The 15,018-nt window shown below is 64.7% G+C and carries 13 protein-coding genes; 10 read left to right on the top strand and 3 right to left on the bottom strand.

Annotated features, from left to right (window positions below; all coding sequences use genetic code 11):
• Nucleotides 1-60: 60 nt before the first annotated feature.
• The 4 genes from QSV46_RS00455 to QSV46_RS00440 are packed head-to-tail and all read left to right on the top strand — an operon-like array spanning nucleotide 61 to nucleotide 4,755.
• Nucleotides 61-1,554: an AMP-binding protein gene (locus QSV46_RS00455; RefSeq protein WP_314944837.1), complete on the top strand. Its 1,494-nt coding sequence runs from the start codon at nucleotides 61-63 to the stop codon at nucleotides 1,552-1,554.
• Nucleotides 1,551-2,192, top strand: coding sequence for a TetR/AcrR family transcriptional regulator (locus tag QSV46_RS00450; RefSeq protein ID WP_314944834.1), 642 nt, complete (start codon nucleotides 1,551-1,553; stop codon nucleotides 2,190-2,192). The genes QSV46_RS00455 and QSV46_RS00450 overlap by 4 nt, the downstream gene beginning before the upstream one ends.
• A complete protein-coding gene (locus tag QSV46_RS00445; RefSeq protein WP_314944831.1) occupies nucleotides 2,189-4,099 on the top strand; it encodes an NAD(P)/FAD-dependent oxidoreductase in 1,911 nt (636 codons plus the stop codon). Before QSV46_RS00450 ends, QSV46_RS00445 begins: the two co-directional genes overlap by 4 nt.
• A gap of 20 nt (nucleotides 4,100-4,119) precedes the next feature.
• Nucleotides 4,120-4,755, top strand: coding sequence for a 2-hydroxychromene-2-carboxylate isomerase (locus tag QSV46_RS00440; RefSeq protein WP_314944829.1), 636 nt, complete (start codon nucleotides 4,120-4,122; stop codon nucleotides 4,753-4,755).
• 3 nt (nucleotides 4,756-4,758) lie between these two features.
• Here the strand turns inward: QSV46_RS00440 and ald are convergent, their stop codons facing one another.
• Entirely contained in the window at nucleotides 4,759-5,874 is a 1,116-nt protein-coding gene (gene ald, locus QSV46_RS00435) for an alanine dehydrogenase (protein WP_314944827.1), read from the bottom strand.
• Between the two features lie 142 nt (nucleotides 5,875-6,016).
• On the opposite strand from ald, the gene QSV46_RS00430 reads away from it, so the two are divergent.
• From QSV46_RS00430 to QSV46_RS00405, 6 genes are all read left to right on the top strand, one after another.
• Entirely contained in the window at nucleotides 6,017-6,496 is a 480-nt protein-coding gene (locus QSV46_RS00430) for an Lrp/AsnC family transcriptional regulator (protein WP_314944824.1), read from the top strand.
• A 153-nt stretch (nucleotides 6,497-6,649) separates the two neighbouring features.
• Nucleotides 6,650-7,141 (top strand): (2Fe-2S)-binding protein, encoded by a 492-nt coding sequence (locus QSV46_RS00425; protein ID WP_314944823.1) that lies wholly within the window; start codon nucleotides 6,650-6,652, stop codon nucleotides 7,139-7,141.
• A complete protein-coding gene (locus QSV46_RS00420; protein ID WP_314944820.1) occupies nucleotides 7,138-8,154 on the top strand; it encodes a xanthine dehydrogenase family protein subunit M in 1,017 nt (338 codons plus the stop codon). Before QSV46_RS00425 ends, QSV46_RS00420 begins: the two co-directional genes overlap by 4 nt.
• Nucleotides 8,155-8,161: 7 nt before the next feature.
• The gene (locus tag QSV46_RS00415) at nucleotides 8,162-10,366 is read left to right on the top strand and encodes a xanthine dehydrogenase family protein molybdopterin-binding subunit (protein ID WP_314944817.1); all 2,205 of its coding nucleotides are present in this window, start codon (nucleotides 8,162-8,164) and stop codon (nucleotides 10,364-10,366) included.
• A gap of 93 nt (nucleotides 10,367-10,459) precedes the next feature.
• Entirely contained in the window at nucleotides 10,460-12,817 is a 2,358-nt protein-coding gene (locus QSV46_RS00410; RefSeq protein WP_314944814.1) for an Orn/Lys/Arg decarboxylase N-terminal domain-containing protein, read from the top strand.
• 6 nt (nucleotides 12,818-12,823) lie between these two features.
• A complete protein-coding gene (locus QSV46_RS00405; protein WP_314944812.1) occupies nucleotides 12,824-13,396 on the top strand; it encodes a GNAT family N-acetyltransferase in 573 nt (190 codons plus the stop codon).
• 3 nt (nucleotides 13,397-13,399) lie between these two features.
• Here the strand turns inward: QSV46_RS00405 and QSV46_RS00400 are convergent, their stop codons facing one another.
• Both QSV46_RS00400 and QSV46_RS00395 read right to left on the bottom strand, forming a co-directional pair.
• A complete protein-coding gene (locus QSV46_RS00400) occupies nucleotides 13,400-13,612 on the bottom strand; it encodes a hypothetical protein (RefSeq protein ID WP_314944810.1) in 213 nt (70 codons plus the stop codon).
• Between the two features lie 245 nt (nucleotides 13,613-13,857).
• The gene (locus tag QSV46_RS00395; protein ID WP_314944807.1) at nucleotides 13,858-14,907 is read right to left on the bottom strand and encodes a hydroxyacid dehydrogenase; all 1,050 of its coding nucleotides are present in this window, start codon (nucleotides 14,905-14,907) and stop codon (nucleotides 13,858-13,860) included.
• Nucleotides 14,908-15,018: the final 111 nt, after the last annotated feature.

The following is a 15,018-nucleotide window of genomic DNA, read 5'->3' as shown; positions in this document are numbered from 1 at the left end:
CTATGAGTCAGAATTCATCCAAGGGGAGACGGAGCCGGCAACCGGCTCGAAAGCCGCGCAATGATCAACCTGTCGAGCTTCATTGCCTTCCATGCCCGGCGCACGCCGGAGCGGCCTGCGCTGAAATATCGCGGCGAGGAGATTTCCTACGCGGTGTTCGATGCGCGCATCCGCAAGGTGGCGGGGTGGCTCGCCGCGCAGGGCATCGGCGCCGGCGACGTCGTGGCCGTGTTGATGAAGAACAGCGCGGCGTTCCTGGAGCTGGTGTTTGCCACCAGCCATCTCGGCGCAGTCTTCCTGCCGATCAATTTTCGTCTGTCCCGCGACGAGGTCGGCTACATCGCGGGGAATGCCGGCGCGCGGCTACTGATTGCGGACGAGGAATTGGCCGCGAATGCAGCGGGCGCGAAGATCGTCGTACTCGACGAGGCCGCGCAGCAAAGCGTCACGCGTCTCGCAGGCGACGCAGCGCCTGCGCCGATGGGTGTCCGCGCCCCGTCCGACCTGATGCGGCTGATGTACACCTCGGGCACCACCGACCGCCCCAAGGGCGTGATGCTCTCTTACGATAATTTCTACTGGAAGTCCGCCGACCAGACCATTGCGCTCGGCCTCAGCGCAGAAACACGGCTGCTCGTCGTCGGCCCGCTCTATCACGTCGGTGCGCTCGATTTGCCTGGCATCGCCGCGCTCTGGCACGGCGGCTTCATCCGCATCGAGCGCAGTTTCGAGCCGGAGACGGCGCTTAGCGCCATTGCCGAGGACAGACTCAACGCCGCCTGGTTCGCGCCTGTCATGACCACCGCGATGCTCACCTGCCCCACCCGCGACCGCTACGACGTCTCCAGCCTGCAATGGGCGATCGGCGGCGGCGAGAAGACGCCGGAGCTGCGCATTCGCGCCTTCTCCGAATATTTCCGCAACGCGCGCTACATCGACGCCTATGGCCTCACCGAGACCGTCGGCGGCGACACGTTCATGGAGCCCGGCCGCGAGATCGAGAAGATCGGCTCGACCGGACGCGCCATCGCCCATGTGGAGATCGAGATCCGCGATGAGGTCGGCAACAAGCTGCCGCCGAACGTCAATGGCGAGATCTGCCTGCGCGGGCCGAAAATTACGCGCGGCTACTGGAAGGATCCGGAGAAGACGGCATCCGCCTTCTTCGGCGACTGGTTCCGCAGCGGCGACGTCGGCTACCTCGACGACGAGGGCTTCCTGTACCTGACCGACCGCAAGAAGGACATGATCATCTCCGGCGGCGAGAACATCGCTTCCTCCGAGGTCGAGCGTGTCATCTACGATCTGCCTGAGGTGCGCGAGGTCGCGGTGATCGGCCTGCGCGATCCGCGCTGGGGTGAGCGGCCGGTCGCCATCGTCGTGCTGGCCGAAGGCGCCAGCCTCGCGCTTCCTGCCCTCACCGAGCACTGTCGCACGCGGCTGGCGAGCTTCAAGGTGCCGAAGCAGCTCATCATCCGCGACAGCCTGCCCCGCAATCCCTCAGGCAAGATTCTCAAGCGCGTGCTGCGCGCGGAGCTGGAGACGTCTGAATGACGCAAGCGAATGCCAAGGTCACAAAACTCAACCGCGTCGAACGCAACGCCTGGACCAAGCAGAAGATCTTCGACGCCGCGACAAAAGTCGTCGGCAAGCACGGCTATGCCGAAGCCTCGGTGGCCCGCATCACCGAGGAAGCCGGTGTCGCGCAGGGCACCTTCTACAATCATTTCGAGAACCGCCAGGAGCTGCTCGATCAGCTCCTGCCGAAGATCGGCCTCGACATGGTCGAGTTCATCCGGGTCCGCACCGGCACCGCGGATGCAGCGCGGCAGGAGATTGCGCGCTTCTCGGCCTTCTTCGACTTCATCCGCGAGGTGCCGGAGTTCTTGCGAATCCTCAACGAGGCCGAGTTCTTCGCACCGGCCGGCTACCAGAAACACCTCGACAACATCTCGGTCGCTTATGTCCGCATCTTGCGGCGCGCGCGAGGAGCGGGCGCGATTGAGGATTACAGCGATGAGGAATTCGAGGCGATCGTCCACATGTTGATGGGCTCGCGCGGTTATCTCAGCCGCCGCTATTCCTATTCGGCCGGCGGCGTCACCGCCGTGCCTGACCACGTCATCTCGGCCTATCGCAAGCTGATGACGCGCGGCCTCTTCAGTGCACCCGGAGATCAGGAAACGCCATGAACATCGCATCTCCCCACGGGCCGTTCGACATCGCCTCTGCAATCGCCGAAGGCGACATCCGCTGCCTCCTGATGGTGCTGGTGCACATGACCGGCGACGAGAAATGGCTGGCGCCGCCATACTTGCCCAAGCGTGACATCCGCCTCATCCCCGATCCCGAAGCCGGGGTGCCCCGCGAGATCCGGGACGAAATCCGCGCGGCGGTAGTGAGGCTGTTTGCTGACGGCACGCCGAAACCGGTCATCGCCGATCCCGGCGACGAATTGCTGCTGAGAATGATGCGCGCCTGCCTCGGTGAGAACGTCGCGCCGGAATATGCGCCCCTGATGCGGGAGGAGATGGGATTTGTGGCGCGTGCGCCGCAATGGACCAAGCCTCCCACCGCCGAAAAGCTTGCCGGCCAGCATGTCCTGATCGTCGGTGCGGGCGTCTGCGCCATCGCCCTCGGCGTCGCGCTCGGCGGTCTCGGCATCCCCTACACCATCGTCGAGAAGAACGACGAGCTCGGCGGCACCTGGTGGATCAATCGCTATCCAGGTTGCGGCGTCGATACGCCGAACCACTCCTATTCCTACTCGTTCGGCTCGGGCAATGCATGGACGCGCTATTTCTGCCAGCGCGAGGAGCTGCTCGGCTATTTGCTGAAGGTCGCGGACGAATACGGCATCCGAAAACATCTGCGCGTCAAGACCGAACTGACCTCATCGCGCTGGGATGAAGGCAAGCGGCGCTGGATCTCGACGCTGAAGACGAAGAGCGGCGAAGAGACGTTCGAATCGACCGCGCTGGTCTCGGCCATCGGCCAGCTCAACGATCCCTCGCGCGCTCACTTCAAGGGCGAGGAGAACTTCAAGGGCACGATCCTGCATTCGGCGCTATGGTCCGATGATATCAAATTCGACGGCAAGCATGTCGCCGTGATCGGCACCGGTGCGACGTCGATGCAGCTGGTGCCGTCGATCGCCGGCCGCGTTGCGTCGGTCACGGTGTACCAGCGCAGCGCGCAATGGGCGCGTCCGGTGAAGGGCTATTCCGACCCGATCAGCGAGGGCGCCCGCTGGCTGCTGGCGCATCTGCCGTTCTATATGCAGTGGTACCGCTTCAACATGTTCTGGCGTTACGGCGATGGCCTTCTGCCCTTCCTGCGCAAGGATCCGGCCTGGCCGCATCCCGAGCGCGCCGTCAACAAGGGCAATGACCGGCATCGCCAGGAATTGACCGACTTCATCCTCACCGAGCTGAAGGATCGGCCGGACCTGATCGAAAAGTGCGTGCCGACCTATCCGCCCTATGGCAAGCGCATACTGCTCGACAACAACTGGTTCAAGACCTTGAGGCGGGACAATGTCGAGCTCGTCACCGACGCGATCGACCATTTCGACCAGAACGGCATCGTCACCGCCGACGGCAAGCAACGCCCCGCCGACATCATTGTGGTCGCCACCGGCTTCAAGGTTACGGAGATGGCCGCACGCCTCAACATCAGCGGCCGTGACGGCAAGGATCTGCGGCAGGCTTGGGCCAACGACAATCCGACCGCGTTCCTCGGCCTCACTGTGCCTGGATTCCCCAACTTCTTCTGCATGCTCGGCCCCAACTCCGGCCCCGCGCATGGCGGCAGCGTCATCTTCCAGTCGGAATGCCAGAGTCGCTACATCTCGGCCTGCCTGGCCGACATGATCGAGTACGACGTCGCCGCCATCGACGTCCGCCAGGATGTGCTCGACGACTACGTCCGCAAGGTCGATGCCGAACACGCGACCATGATCTGGACTCATCCCGGCATGAGCACCTACTATCGCAATTCGAGCGGCCGCGTGTTTTCGGCGATGCCGTGGCGCTTTGTCGATTACTGGCGCATGACGCATGATCCGGATCTGAGGCAGTATCGGCTGACGAAAGCGTAAGCTCAAAAGAGAGAATTGCCATGCCGAAGCCACGCGTGCGCATCTACACCGATTACAAGAGTCCCTACGCCTTCGTCGCCAACAAGCGTCTGTTCGAGCTCGAGGAGGCCCACGGCGTCGAGCTCGAATGGCGACCCTACACGCTGCGCGTAGCCGAATTCATGGGTACCGTCGAGGAGCGCACACCGCATTTCTGGCGCAAAGTGCGATACGCCTATATGGACGCGCGGCGCTATGCCAATGCTCAGGGGCTCGTCATGAAGGGGCCACGGCGGATCTACGACGCGTTCTATTCCAGTGTCGGCATGTTGTTTGCCCAGCGGCACGGCTTCTTCCGCTCCTACCACAACACGGTGTTTCGCAAGTTCTGGAGCCACGAGCTGGAAATCGACGATCCCGCAGCCATCACGGATGTCGTCACGTCGTGCGGCGGTTCGGCGAGTGAGTTCGAAACTTATGTCAACGGCCCTGCCCGCGCCGAACACGACCGCATCATTGACGAGGCCGAAGCCCTCGGCGTGTTCGGCGTGCCGACCATGGTGTTCAACGGCGAGCTGTTCTGGGGCGGCGATCGCATCGACGTGCTGATCGAACGCATCGAGAAGCCCGAGACCATCGAAACCGCACTCGGCAGCCGCCACCGCAGGCCGGACTAAACGCTACGCGGCCAGCCCACTCCCGGCCGGCGCGAATTCCAGCCCGAGGCTCTCCGCCACAGCCTTGTTGGAGATGCGGCCGCGATGGACGTTGAGCCCGTTGCGCAAGTGAGGATTTTCCAGTACCGCGGCAAAGCCCTTGTTGGCCAACGACAGGCCGAACGGCAGCGTCGCATTGTTCAGCGCCTGGCTGGACGTCACCGGCACCGCGCCCGGCATGTTGGCGACGCAATAATGCACGACGCCATCAACTTCATAGGTCGGATCGGCGTGCGTGGTCGGATGCGAGGTCTCGAAACAGCCGCCCTGGTCGATCGCGACGTCGACCAGCACGGCGCCCGGCCGCATCGATGTCAGCATCGCGCGTGTGACGAGTTTTGGCGCGCTGGCGCCCGGCACCAGCACTGCACCGATCACGACGTCGGCGGCAAACACCTCCTCCTCGACCGACTCGATGGTCGAGAAACGGGTGCGCACGCGTCCGGCAAAGAGATCGTCAAGTTCCCGCAAGCGTGGAATCGAGCGGTCGATCACGGTGACCTCCGCGCCGAGGCCGGCGGCCATGCGCGCGGCTTGCGTCCCGACCACGCCGCCGCCGAGCAGGACGACGCGCGCCGGCTGCACACCGGGGACACCGCCGAGCAGCAGGCCGCGGCCGCCGGCCGACCGCTTGAGCGCGGCGCCGGCGGCCTCGATGGCGAGGCGGCCGGCGACTTCGCTCATCGGCGCGAGCAAGGGGAGGTGACCGGCCGCGTCGGTGACGGTTTCGTAGGCGATCGCGGTGCAGCCGGAGGCAAGCAGGCCCTTGGCCTGTTCGGGATCCGGCGCGAGGTGGAGATAGGTGAACAGGATCTGGCCTTCGCGGAGCTGGGCCCATTCGCTTCGCTGCGGCTCCTTCACCTTCACGATCATGTCGGAGGTCGCAAAGATCTCGCCAGCGTTCTCGGCAATGCTGGCTCCAGCCCGCCGATACACCTCGTCGGAAGCGCCGATGCCGTTGCCGGCCCCGGTCTCGACCGTCACCTGGTGCCCGGCCGCGATATATTCGCGAACCGCGCCGGGGGTGAGCCCGACGCGATATTCCTGCACCTTGATCTCCCTGGGCACACCGACTCGCATCTTGAACTCCTCCGCCAGCACCTTGATTCCGGTCCTATCGTAGCGATGGCGGCAGTTTGGTTTCGTGCAAATATCCGCTAGCTTCGACCTCCTCGCGCCGGTTTCCGGCGCCAAAATGCCCTTTCACGCTGGAAACGAAACCTTGGCCCTCGACCGGAAAGACCTCGCCATCCTCGCGGAACTCACCACCAATGCGCGGGCCAGCCACACCGAGCTCGCCAACAAGGTCGGGCTATCGAGCACCGCGCTGGCGCGGCGGCAGAAGGCGCTGGAGGACGATGGCTACATCCAGGGCTACCAGGCCGCGCTCGATCTCGCGCAATTCGGCCTCACCACGACGGTGCTGGTCCGTATCGCGCTGGAGAGCCAGAGTGACGAGGCGCTGAAGGCGTTCGAGGCGGAGGTGGTGAAATGCCCCTCCGTCGTGCGCTGCTTCCTGATGTCCGGGACCGACGACTACATCCTGATTGTGCTTGCCCGCGACATCCAGGATTTCGAGCGCATCCACCGCACCGAGCTGTCGCGCCTGCCGCGCGTGGCGCGGGTGCAATCGAGCTTCGCGCTCCGCGAGGTCGTCAATCGCGCGGTGCCGACGGTGGTGTTCGGCGAAGCGAAGCGCTGACCCGCTTTCCCCGGATAGTCCGCCTCTGGAACCAAGCCGCCGGTCGTCCGTTGGGCGCTATTGGCCAGCGGAGGCGGACGGGCCCTCGCGTCAGCATACCTGACTCCGGCTCGGCCTCCGTCGCAGGGAACAAGTGTCCTCGGGGAAAACGACATGGCCAATGCCACGCATCAGATCGCCGAACGCGTTCCGATCAATCTCGTCGTCAATGGCGTCGCGCGCACGCTCAACCTCGTCCCCTGGACCACGCTGCTGGATGCCTTGCGCGACCATCTCGCGCTGACCGGCACCAAGAAGGGCTGCGACCACGGTCAGTGCGGCGCCTGTACCGTGCTGGTGGACGGCCGGCGCGTCAATTCCTGCCTGACGCTTGCGGTCATGAAGGACGGCGCCGAGATCACCACCATCGAAGGACTCGCCAGCGACGGCACGCTGCATCCGCTGCAACAAGCCTTCGTCGACCACGACGCTTTCCAGTGCGGCTATTGCACGCCGGGACAGATTTGTTCGGCGGCCGGCCTCTTGGCCGAAGGCCGTGCCCGCGATGCCGACGATATCCGGGAGCTGATGAGCGGAAATCTCTGCCGCTGCGGCGCCTATCCGAACATCGTCGCCGCGATCCAGCAGGCAATGGGACGGCCATGAACAATTTTCAGTACTCCCGCGCCACCGATGTTGCTGACGCGATCCGCCTGCTGGCTGCTAATCCTGGCGCGAAGCTGATTGCCGGCGGCACCAACCTGATCGATCTGATGAAGGAGAATGTCGAGCGCCCCTCCCGGCTCGTCGACATCTCCCGCCTGCCGCTGCGCAAATTCGAGGAAACAGCCGACGGCGGCCTGCGCATCGGTGCCTTGGTGCCCAACTCGGATCTCGCCTACCATCCGGTGATCGAACAGCGCTATCCCCTGCTCGCCGGCGCGATCCTGGCCGGGGCCTCGGCGCAATTGCGCAACATGGCCTCCATCGGCGGTAATCTGATGCAGCGAACGCGCTGCGCCTATTTCTATGACACGGCGACGCCCTGCAACAAACGAAATCCCGGCAGCGGCTGCTCGGCGCTCGACGGCCTCAATCGCAACCATGCGATCCTCGGTACCAGCACCTCCTGCATCGCCACCAACCCGTCCGACATGAGCGTGGCGCTGGCCGCGCTTGGCGCGCTCGTGCACATCGCCGGGCCCGCCGGCGAGCGCACCATCGCCTTGACCGATTTCCATCGTCTGCCCGGCGACACGCCTCATGTCGACACCAATCTCGGCACCGGCGAGATCATCATTGCGATCGAACTGCCGCCGCTCGGCTTCGCCCGGAACTACAGCTATCTGAAGATCCGGGACCGGCTGTCTTATGCTTTTGCCCTGGTCTCGGTCGCGGCCGCGCTCGAACTCGAGGGTAACGCGATCAGTCAGGCTCGCATCGCGCTTGGCGGCGTGGCGCACAAGCCCTGGCGCAGCCTCGAAGCCGAAGCGGCGCTGCGCGGCCAGGCGGCAACAGTGGATCATTTTTCGCATGCTGCCGATCTGCTGCTGGCGGGCGCGACCGCACGTGCCCATAACGGCTTCAAGATCGAGCTGGCGCGCCGCGCCATCGTGCGAACGCTGACGCAGGCCGCGAGCGGCACACCCCAATCGCAGGCTCACAAGAAGATCGCATGAGGGACCGATGACCGCCTATGTCGGAACACCAACGTCCCGCGTCGACGGCCGGGCCAAGGTCACCGGGGCCGCCAAATATGCCGGCGAATTCGCGGCCGAGGGGCTCGTCCACGGCTTCGTGGTCGAAGCCACCATTCCACGCGGGCGCATTGTCCGCCTCGACACCAGCGCAGCGCTGAACGTGAGCGGCGTGCTGGACGTGCTGACGCATGCGAACCGTCCGCCGCTCGCGGATAACGACGAGGCCTGGAAGGACGAGGTCGCGCCCGAAAAAGGCTCCCCGTTGCGTCCGCTGTATGACGACACGATCAAGTTCAACGGTCAGCCGATCGCGCTGGTCGTCGCGGAGGATTGGGAGACCGCGAAATTCGCCGCCACGCTCGTACGGGTCGAATATGAGCCCGACGGTTTTGCGACCGATCTCGAAGGCGAGCGCAGCACCGCCGCCGAGATGGACAAACCGCCCAAGCCGCGAGGCGACGCCGCAGCGGCCCTTGCCCGAGCGGCCGTGCGCCACGAGGCCGATTACGTCATCCCGACCGAGCATCACAACCCGATGGAGCTGTTCGCGACCACGGCGGTCTGGGACGGCGGCGGCAAGCTCACGGTGCACGACAAGACGCAAGGCGTCCAGAACGTCCACAAATTTCTCTGCGCCGTGCTCGACAAGAGGCCGGATGATATCCGCGTGGTCTCGCCCTATGTCGGCGGCGCGTTCGGCTCAGGCCTGCGGCCGCAATACCAGGTGGTGCTGGCAACACTCGCCGCGATCGCGCTGCAGCGCTCCGTTCGCGTGGTGCTGACGCGGCAGCAGATGTATGGTCTCGGCTACCGGCCGATGACCATCGAGCACGTCGGACTCGGCGCAAACTCGGACGGTAGGCTCGACGCCGTCACGCACGAGGCCATTGCCGTGACCTCGCGCTACGAGGATTTTGCCCGCAACGACACCGGCTGGGCCGAACAGCTCTACAGCAGCCCGAACAGCCGTTTCTCCCATAAGCTCGTGCAACTCGATGTTCCCACGCCCTGTGACATGCGCGCACCGGGCGCCGCCTCCGGCGTCTGCGCGCTCGAATGCGCGATGGACGAGCTCGCCGTCGCACTCAAGCTCGACCCGGTCGAACTGCGGCTGAACTGCTATTCGGATCGCGACCAGAGCGAAAACCTGCCCTACACCAGCAAGCAGCTGCGCGAATGCTACGCCCGCGGCGCAGAGGCGTTCGGCTGGAGCCGGCGCAATCCCGTGCCGCGTTCGATGCGCGACGGCAACGAACTGGTCGGCTGGGGCATGGCGACAGGCGTGTGGGAAGCGCTGCAGATGCCGGTCGCGGTCCGCATCGTACTGACGTCGAACGGCCATGCCGAGGTGTCTTGCGCCGCATCGGACATCGGCACCGGCACCTATACCGTCGTGGCGCAGGTTGCCGCCGATGCGCTGGGGCTGCCGATCGAGAACATCAGCGTCAGGCTTGCCGACTCCACCCTGCCGCAGGCGCCGGTCGAAGGCGGCTCCTGGATGGCGGCCTCGAGCGCACATGCGGTGCTTGCCGCGGCCGAGGAGGTGCGCAAGGAACTGTTGAGCCTGGCCCGGAAAATGCCTGACTCGCCGCTCGCCGGCGCCGAGCTGGCCGATACGGTCCTGATCGACGGCAGCATTGCCCGGATCAGCGACCACAGCCGTGCAGTGCCTGTCGCCGACGCGATGCGCCACGGCAAGACCGAGCGCATCACGAAGGAAAAACTCAACCAGTTCGACGAAGACAAGAAGCACGCGCGCAATACCCATTCCGCGGTCTTTGCCGAGGTGAAGATCGATGAGCAGCTCGGCGTCATCCGCGTCACCCGGATCGTGAGTGCCGTTGCGGCGGGGCGGATCATCAACACCAAAACCGGCCGCAGCCAGATCATGGGCGGCGTGGTCTGGGGGATCGGGATGGCGTTGCACGAGGAGACGGTGATGGACCACCGTTTCGGCCGGATCATGAACGCGAATATCGCGGAGTACCACATTCCCGTGAATGCCGACGTTCACGACATCAACGTGATCTTCGTCGACGAGCCGGACGCCCATATCAACAAACTGGGCGTCAAAGGGCTGGGCGAGATCGGCATCGTCGGCGTCCCTGCTGCGATCGCAAACGCCGTCTACCACGCCACCGGCAAGCGCGTCCGCCACTTCCCGATCACGCTCGACAAGCTGCTTACATGAGGCATCGTAACCTACCCGACGGGGATCGAGTGCTGTCATCGAAATGTCATCGAATGTGCAGAGACCTGTCGGTCTCGCACATCGGGATATGACATGGACTATTTCAAGCGCTTCAACTTCCTGTTCGCCGCACCTGTGTTCGACGCCGACGACCTCGAGGGCGTCCGCTTCAACCAGATCATCGAGGAGATCCAGCGCTCCGGTTTCGAGGTGGTCCGGGCCCGCAAGTTGGAGGATGCCGAGATGGCGGTGCAGACCGATGCCGCGATCGGCTGCATGGTGGTGGATTGGGGCAAGAAGGGCCTGGAGGGCAAGACCTCGTCGCTGATCAACCTGATGCGGCGCCGCGGCCTCGACTTTCCGATCATCCTGCTGATCCGGCGCAAGCGTTTCGAGGATCTGCCGGTCGAGGTGCTCGACTTCATCGACGGCTATGTCTTTCTGTCCGAGGAAACCCCGACCTTCATCGCCAAGAATTTGATCAGCCGGCTCAAGCAATATGCCGAGACGCTGAAGACGCCGTTCTTCGGTGCGCTGGTCGACTATGCCGAGGAAGGCAACCAGCTCTGGACCTGTCCGGGCCACAATGGCGGCGTATTCTACAACCGCAGCCCGATCGGCCGGGTCTTCGTCGAGCATCTCGGCGAGTCCGTGTTCCGCGACGATCTCGACAATTCCGTGCTCGACCTCGGCGACCTCCTCACCCATGAGGGGCCCGCGCTGCGGGCGCAGAAGGAAGCCGCGCAGATTTTCGGCGCGGAGAAGACCTATTTCGTCCTCAACGGCACCTCGACCTCGAACAAGGTCGCGCTCGGCGCCCTCGTCACCGACGGCGACCTCGTGCTGTTCGACCGCAACAACCACAAGGCTGCCCATCACGGGGCGTTGATGATCAATGGCGGCATTCCGATCTACGTGCCGACCATCCGCAACGCCTGGGGCCTGATCGGCCCGATGCGCTGGGACCTGCTGGAGGAGAAGGCCCTGCGCGAGGCGATCCGCAATCATCCCCTGGTCACGGACAAGGACGCCTGGCGCAAGGAGCGGCCGTTCCGCGTCGCCGTGGTCGAGCAGTGCACCTATGACGGCACGATCCACAGCGCCGAGATGATCCTGAAGCGGATCGGCCATCTCTGCGAGTATATCCTGTTCGACGAGGCCTGGGCCGGCTTCATGAAATTCCACCCGCTCTATGCCGGCCGCTTCGCCATGGGACTGGCGAACCTTCCCCCGGAGGCACCGGGCATCATCGCGACGCAGTCGACCCACAAGCAGCTCGCGAGCTTCTCACAGGCCTCGCAGATCCACATCAAGGACCGCCATATCCGCGGCCAAAAGCGCCGTGTCGAGCACCGCCGCTTCAACGAAAGTTTCATGCAGCACGCTTCGACCTCGCCGTTCTATCCGCTGTTCGCCTCACTCGATGTCGGCGCGCAGATGATGAAGGGCCGCTCCGGCGAAGTGCTGTGGGACGACACGATCCGCCTCGGCATCGAGCTGCGCAAGAAGATCCGCGCGATGCGCCGGGAGTTCGAGGAGAAGGAGCAGAGCCCCGATCGGCGCTGGTTCTTCGAGCCCTTCGTGCCCGATCGTGTCTCGATCCCCGACGTCAGCCGCCCCGGCGCTGCGCACAATGTCGCGTGGGAAACCCTCTCCACCGACGAGCTCGCGACCAATCCCGCGCTCTGGCAACTCTCACCCGACACAAATTGGCACGGCTTTCCCGATCTCGCGGAAGGCTTTGCCATGACCGATCCGAACAAGCTGACGCTGCTCACTCCCGGCTTCGATCGCGCCAGCGGCGCCTATGCCGAGCACGGCATCCCCGCGCCGGTCGTCGCGCAATACTTACGTGAAAACCGCATCGTCCCCGAGAAGAACGATCTCAACTCCCTGCTCTTCCTGCTCACGCCCGGCGTCGAGGCGAGCAAGGCCGGCACGCTGATCTCCGGCCTCGTCGCATTCAAGAGACTGCACGACGACAATGCACTGCTGGCGGACGCGATTCCAGAATTCTATCAGCGGCGGCAGGCACGCTATGCCGGCGTGCGGCTGCGCGACCTCTGCGGCGAGATGCACCGCTTCTTCCGCGCTGCCGACGTAAGCGCGCTCCAGGCCCGGCAGTTCAAGCCCGAGCACATGCCTGAGATCGCGATGTCGCCCCGCGATGCCGCGCGCTATCTGTTCAAGAACGACGTCGACTATCTCCCAATCGAAGCGATCGCCGGCCGCATCGCCACCACGCCCTTCGTGGTCTACCCGCCGGGCATTGCCACCATCGTGCCCGGCGAGCGGCTGACGGAACGGGCCAAGCCCATGCTGGATTACCTCAAGATGTTCGAGACCTGCTTCAACACATTTCCGGGCTTCGAGGTGGAGATCCAGGGCATCTACAAAGAGATCGATGCACAGGGCCGTATCGGGCTCTATACCTATGTCGTTGCCGAGTAGGTGCCGATGAACGAAACTGCGATTGCGCGCCCGGACGACGAGCCTGTCCTGGTCCGCCCCTCACGCGAGACCGACGTCGAGGCGATGTTGGCGATCTACCGCCACCACGTCCGCAACGGCGTGCCGCGCGACGTCGAGGGAACCGGCGCGCCGGACCCGGACGATCTGCGCGACCGGCGCAAGAACCTGAAGCAGGCCCGCCTGCCGCACCTGGTCGCGACCTTGCGAGGCGAGGTCGTCGGCTATGCCTATGCGGTGCTGTTCCGCAAGCGTCCGGCCTATCGTTACACGGCCAAGCACTCGATCTACGTGCATCACGAGCACCTGGGCCGCGGCGTCGGACGGCTGCTGCTCCAGGGAATGATCGACGCTTGCGCTGCGGCCGGATTCCGCCAGATGATCGGCTATATCGATGCCGACAACACCCCTTCGCTGGCGCTGCACGAAAAATTCGGCTTCGCCCGCGCTGGCCTTCTGTGCGGTGTCGCCTATCGCCACGGCCGCTGGTCCGACACCGTGATGGTGCAGCGCTCGCTCGGCATCGGCACAACCGCGCCGCCGCCGGCTCCCGGCCGATAGGCTTCAGGACGGAAAATCGGCCGGTCTGATCTGGATGCGATCGGCATGCAGGGACCAGTGATGCAACGCCTGGTCCTTGCAGAACCTGGCCTTCGCCTGTTCCCTGGCCTCGTCCTCGTCGGCAGCGTCGATCTCGATCGCGCCCTGGCAGACTTCGCACTGCCGGCCGTACTGGCCGAGCACGTCCTTCATGAACTTGACGACATAAGTTGACATGGGACCTCCCTGCTGCCCCGGCGGCACTCTAATCCTATTTAGCCCGGATGCGGGAGGGAGATTTTGATGCGGATCAAGGTCGGGACGCGGTTTTCTTCGTTCCGTCATTCCGAGGCGGCTCGCAGGACCGAGCTACGGTGCGCAATTGCGCACCTGAGAATTCGAGATTCTCAGGTGCGCAATTGCGCACCATAGTTCGATGCTTCGCATCGCCCCGGAATGACGAGAAGAGAGACTAGCTGTCCCTACCCCGGCGTCACGCCGAATGCTTGCTTGAAACGCTCCGCGTAGCGGGGCCAGACTTCGGGATTGATGATGCGCGGCGGGCGCTTGCCGTCGAGCGTCGCCAAAACCTGCTCGGCGGCGATGCGGCCCATGTTCTGGCGGGCTTCGATCGTCACACCGGCGGTATGCGGGCTCGCCAGCACGTTGTCGAGCTGGAGCAGCGGATGCTCCGGCGGCGGCGGCTCCTTGGACCAGACGTCGAGGCCGGCGCCGGCAATGCGCTTGTCGCGCAGCGCCTGGAGCAGCGCGTCCTCGTCGTGGATGAAGCCGCGGGCCGTGGTGATGAAGTAGGCATGAGGCTGCATCAGCGCAAACTCGCGCACGCTGATCATGTTGCGGCTGCCCTTGTTGAGCGGACAGGAGATCGACACGAAATCGGCGCGGCGCAGCAGCTCGTCGAGCTCGACCTTCTCCCCGCCCCGCTCGGCCATGACTTCGGCCGTGAGGTACGGATCGTAGGCCAGCACCTTCATGCCGAGCAGGCCCTTGCACAGCGCGGCGATGCGGCGGCCGACATTGCCGAGGCCGATGATGCCGACGGTCTTGTGCTCGACCTCGTTGCCGACGAGCTCGTTGCGGTTGACGTCGCGCTCCCGGCGCAGGCGGCGGTCGGACTGGATGATGCGCTTGGACAGCGTCAGCATCATCGCCAGCGCATGCTCGGCGACCGAATGGGCGTTGCCGCCGGACTGGTTGACGACCAGCACGCCCGCCTCCGTGCAGGCCTCGGCGTCGACGGGATCGAAGCCGGCGCCGTTGCTGGAGACGAGCAGGAGGTTCGGCGTGCGCTTCAGGAAAGCGGCATCGACATGGAAATGCGGGGCGAGCTCGTCGCGGGCGGCGCCGATCTGGTAGACATGGGCCGCCGAGAGCAGCGGTGCATAGACATCTTCGGCGCTGCCATTCTCGATGCGGTCGAGCCGGACGTCGGGCCGCGCCTTCAGGATGTCGACATAGTTGGGATTGGCCAAATAATTGGAGTAGACGACGCGCTTGCTGTTGACGGACATCAGGACCCTTCCGGCTCTCCGGGAGATCAGCAAGGCCTGGCGCCGCGCGCGCTCCCTCCGTGCTTCCTCCCACTTTTTCGTTGCCCACATATGACATTGCGGTGCCGGCCA

The sequence above is a fragment of the Bradyrhizobium cosmicum genome, from assembly GCF_032290525.1.
Classification (GTDB): Bacteria; Pseudomonadota; Alphaproteobacteria; order Rhizobiales; family Xanthobacteraceae; genus Bradyrhizobium; species Bradyrhizobium cosmicum_A.
Note: the sequence above shows the minus strand (reverse complement) of the source record. Positions and strands in the feature narration are given on the sequence as shown.

Bases quoted from the DNA above. Each gene is read 5' to 3' on its own strand.
- QSV46_RS00425 (WP_314944823.1), top strand. From the start codon at position 6,650: ATGGCCAATGCCACGCATCAGATCGCCGAACGCGTTCCGATCAATCTC.
- QSV46_RS00415 (WP_314944817.1), top strand. From the start codon at position 8,162: ATGACCGCCTATGTCGGAACACCAACGTCCCGCGTCGACGGCCGGGCC.
- QSV46_RS00420 (WP_314944820.1), top strand. From the start codon at position 7,138: ATGAACAATTTTCAGTACTCCCGCGCCACCGATGTTGCTGACGCGATC.
- QSV46_RS00440 (WP_314944829.1), top strand. From the start codon at position 4,120: ATGCCGAAGCCACGCGTGCGCATCTACACCGATTACAAGAGTCCCTAC.
- ald (WP_314944827.1), bottom strand. From the start codon at position 5,874: ATGCGAGTCGGTGTGCCCAGGGAGATCAAGGTGCAGGAATATCGCGTC.
- QSV46_RS00395 (WP_314944807.1), bottom strand. From the start codon at position 14,907: ATGTCCGTCAACAGCAAGCGCGTCGTCTACTCCAATTATTTGGCCAAT.
- QSV46_RS00405 (WP_314944812.1), top strand. From the start codon at position 12,824: ATGAACGAAACTGCGATTGCGCGCCCGGACGACGAGCCTGTCCTGGTC.
- QSV46_RS00450 (WP_314944834.1), top strand. From the start codon at position 1,551: ATGACGCAAGCGAATGCCAAGGTCACAAAACTCAACCGCGTCGAACGC.
- QSV46_RS00410 (WP_314944814.1), top strand. From the start codon at position 10,460: ATGGACTATTTCAAGCGCTTCAACTTCCTGTTCGCCGCACCTGTGTTC.
- QSV46_RS00455 (WP_314944837.1), top strand. From the start codon at position 61: ATGATCAACCTGTCGAGCTTCATTGCCTTCCATGCCCGGCGCACGCCG.
- QSV46_RS00400 (WP_314944810.1), bottom strand. From the start codon at position 13,612: ATGTCAACTTATGTCGTCAAGTTCATGAAGGACGTGCTCGGCCAGTAC.
- QSV46_RS00445 (WP_314944831.1), top strand. From the start codon at position 2,189: ATGAACATCGCATCTCCCCACGGGCCGTTCGACATCGCCTCTGCAATC.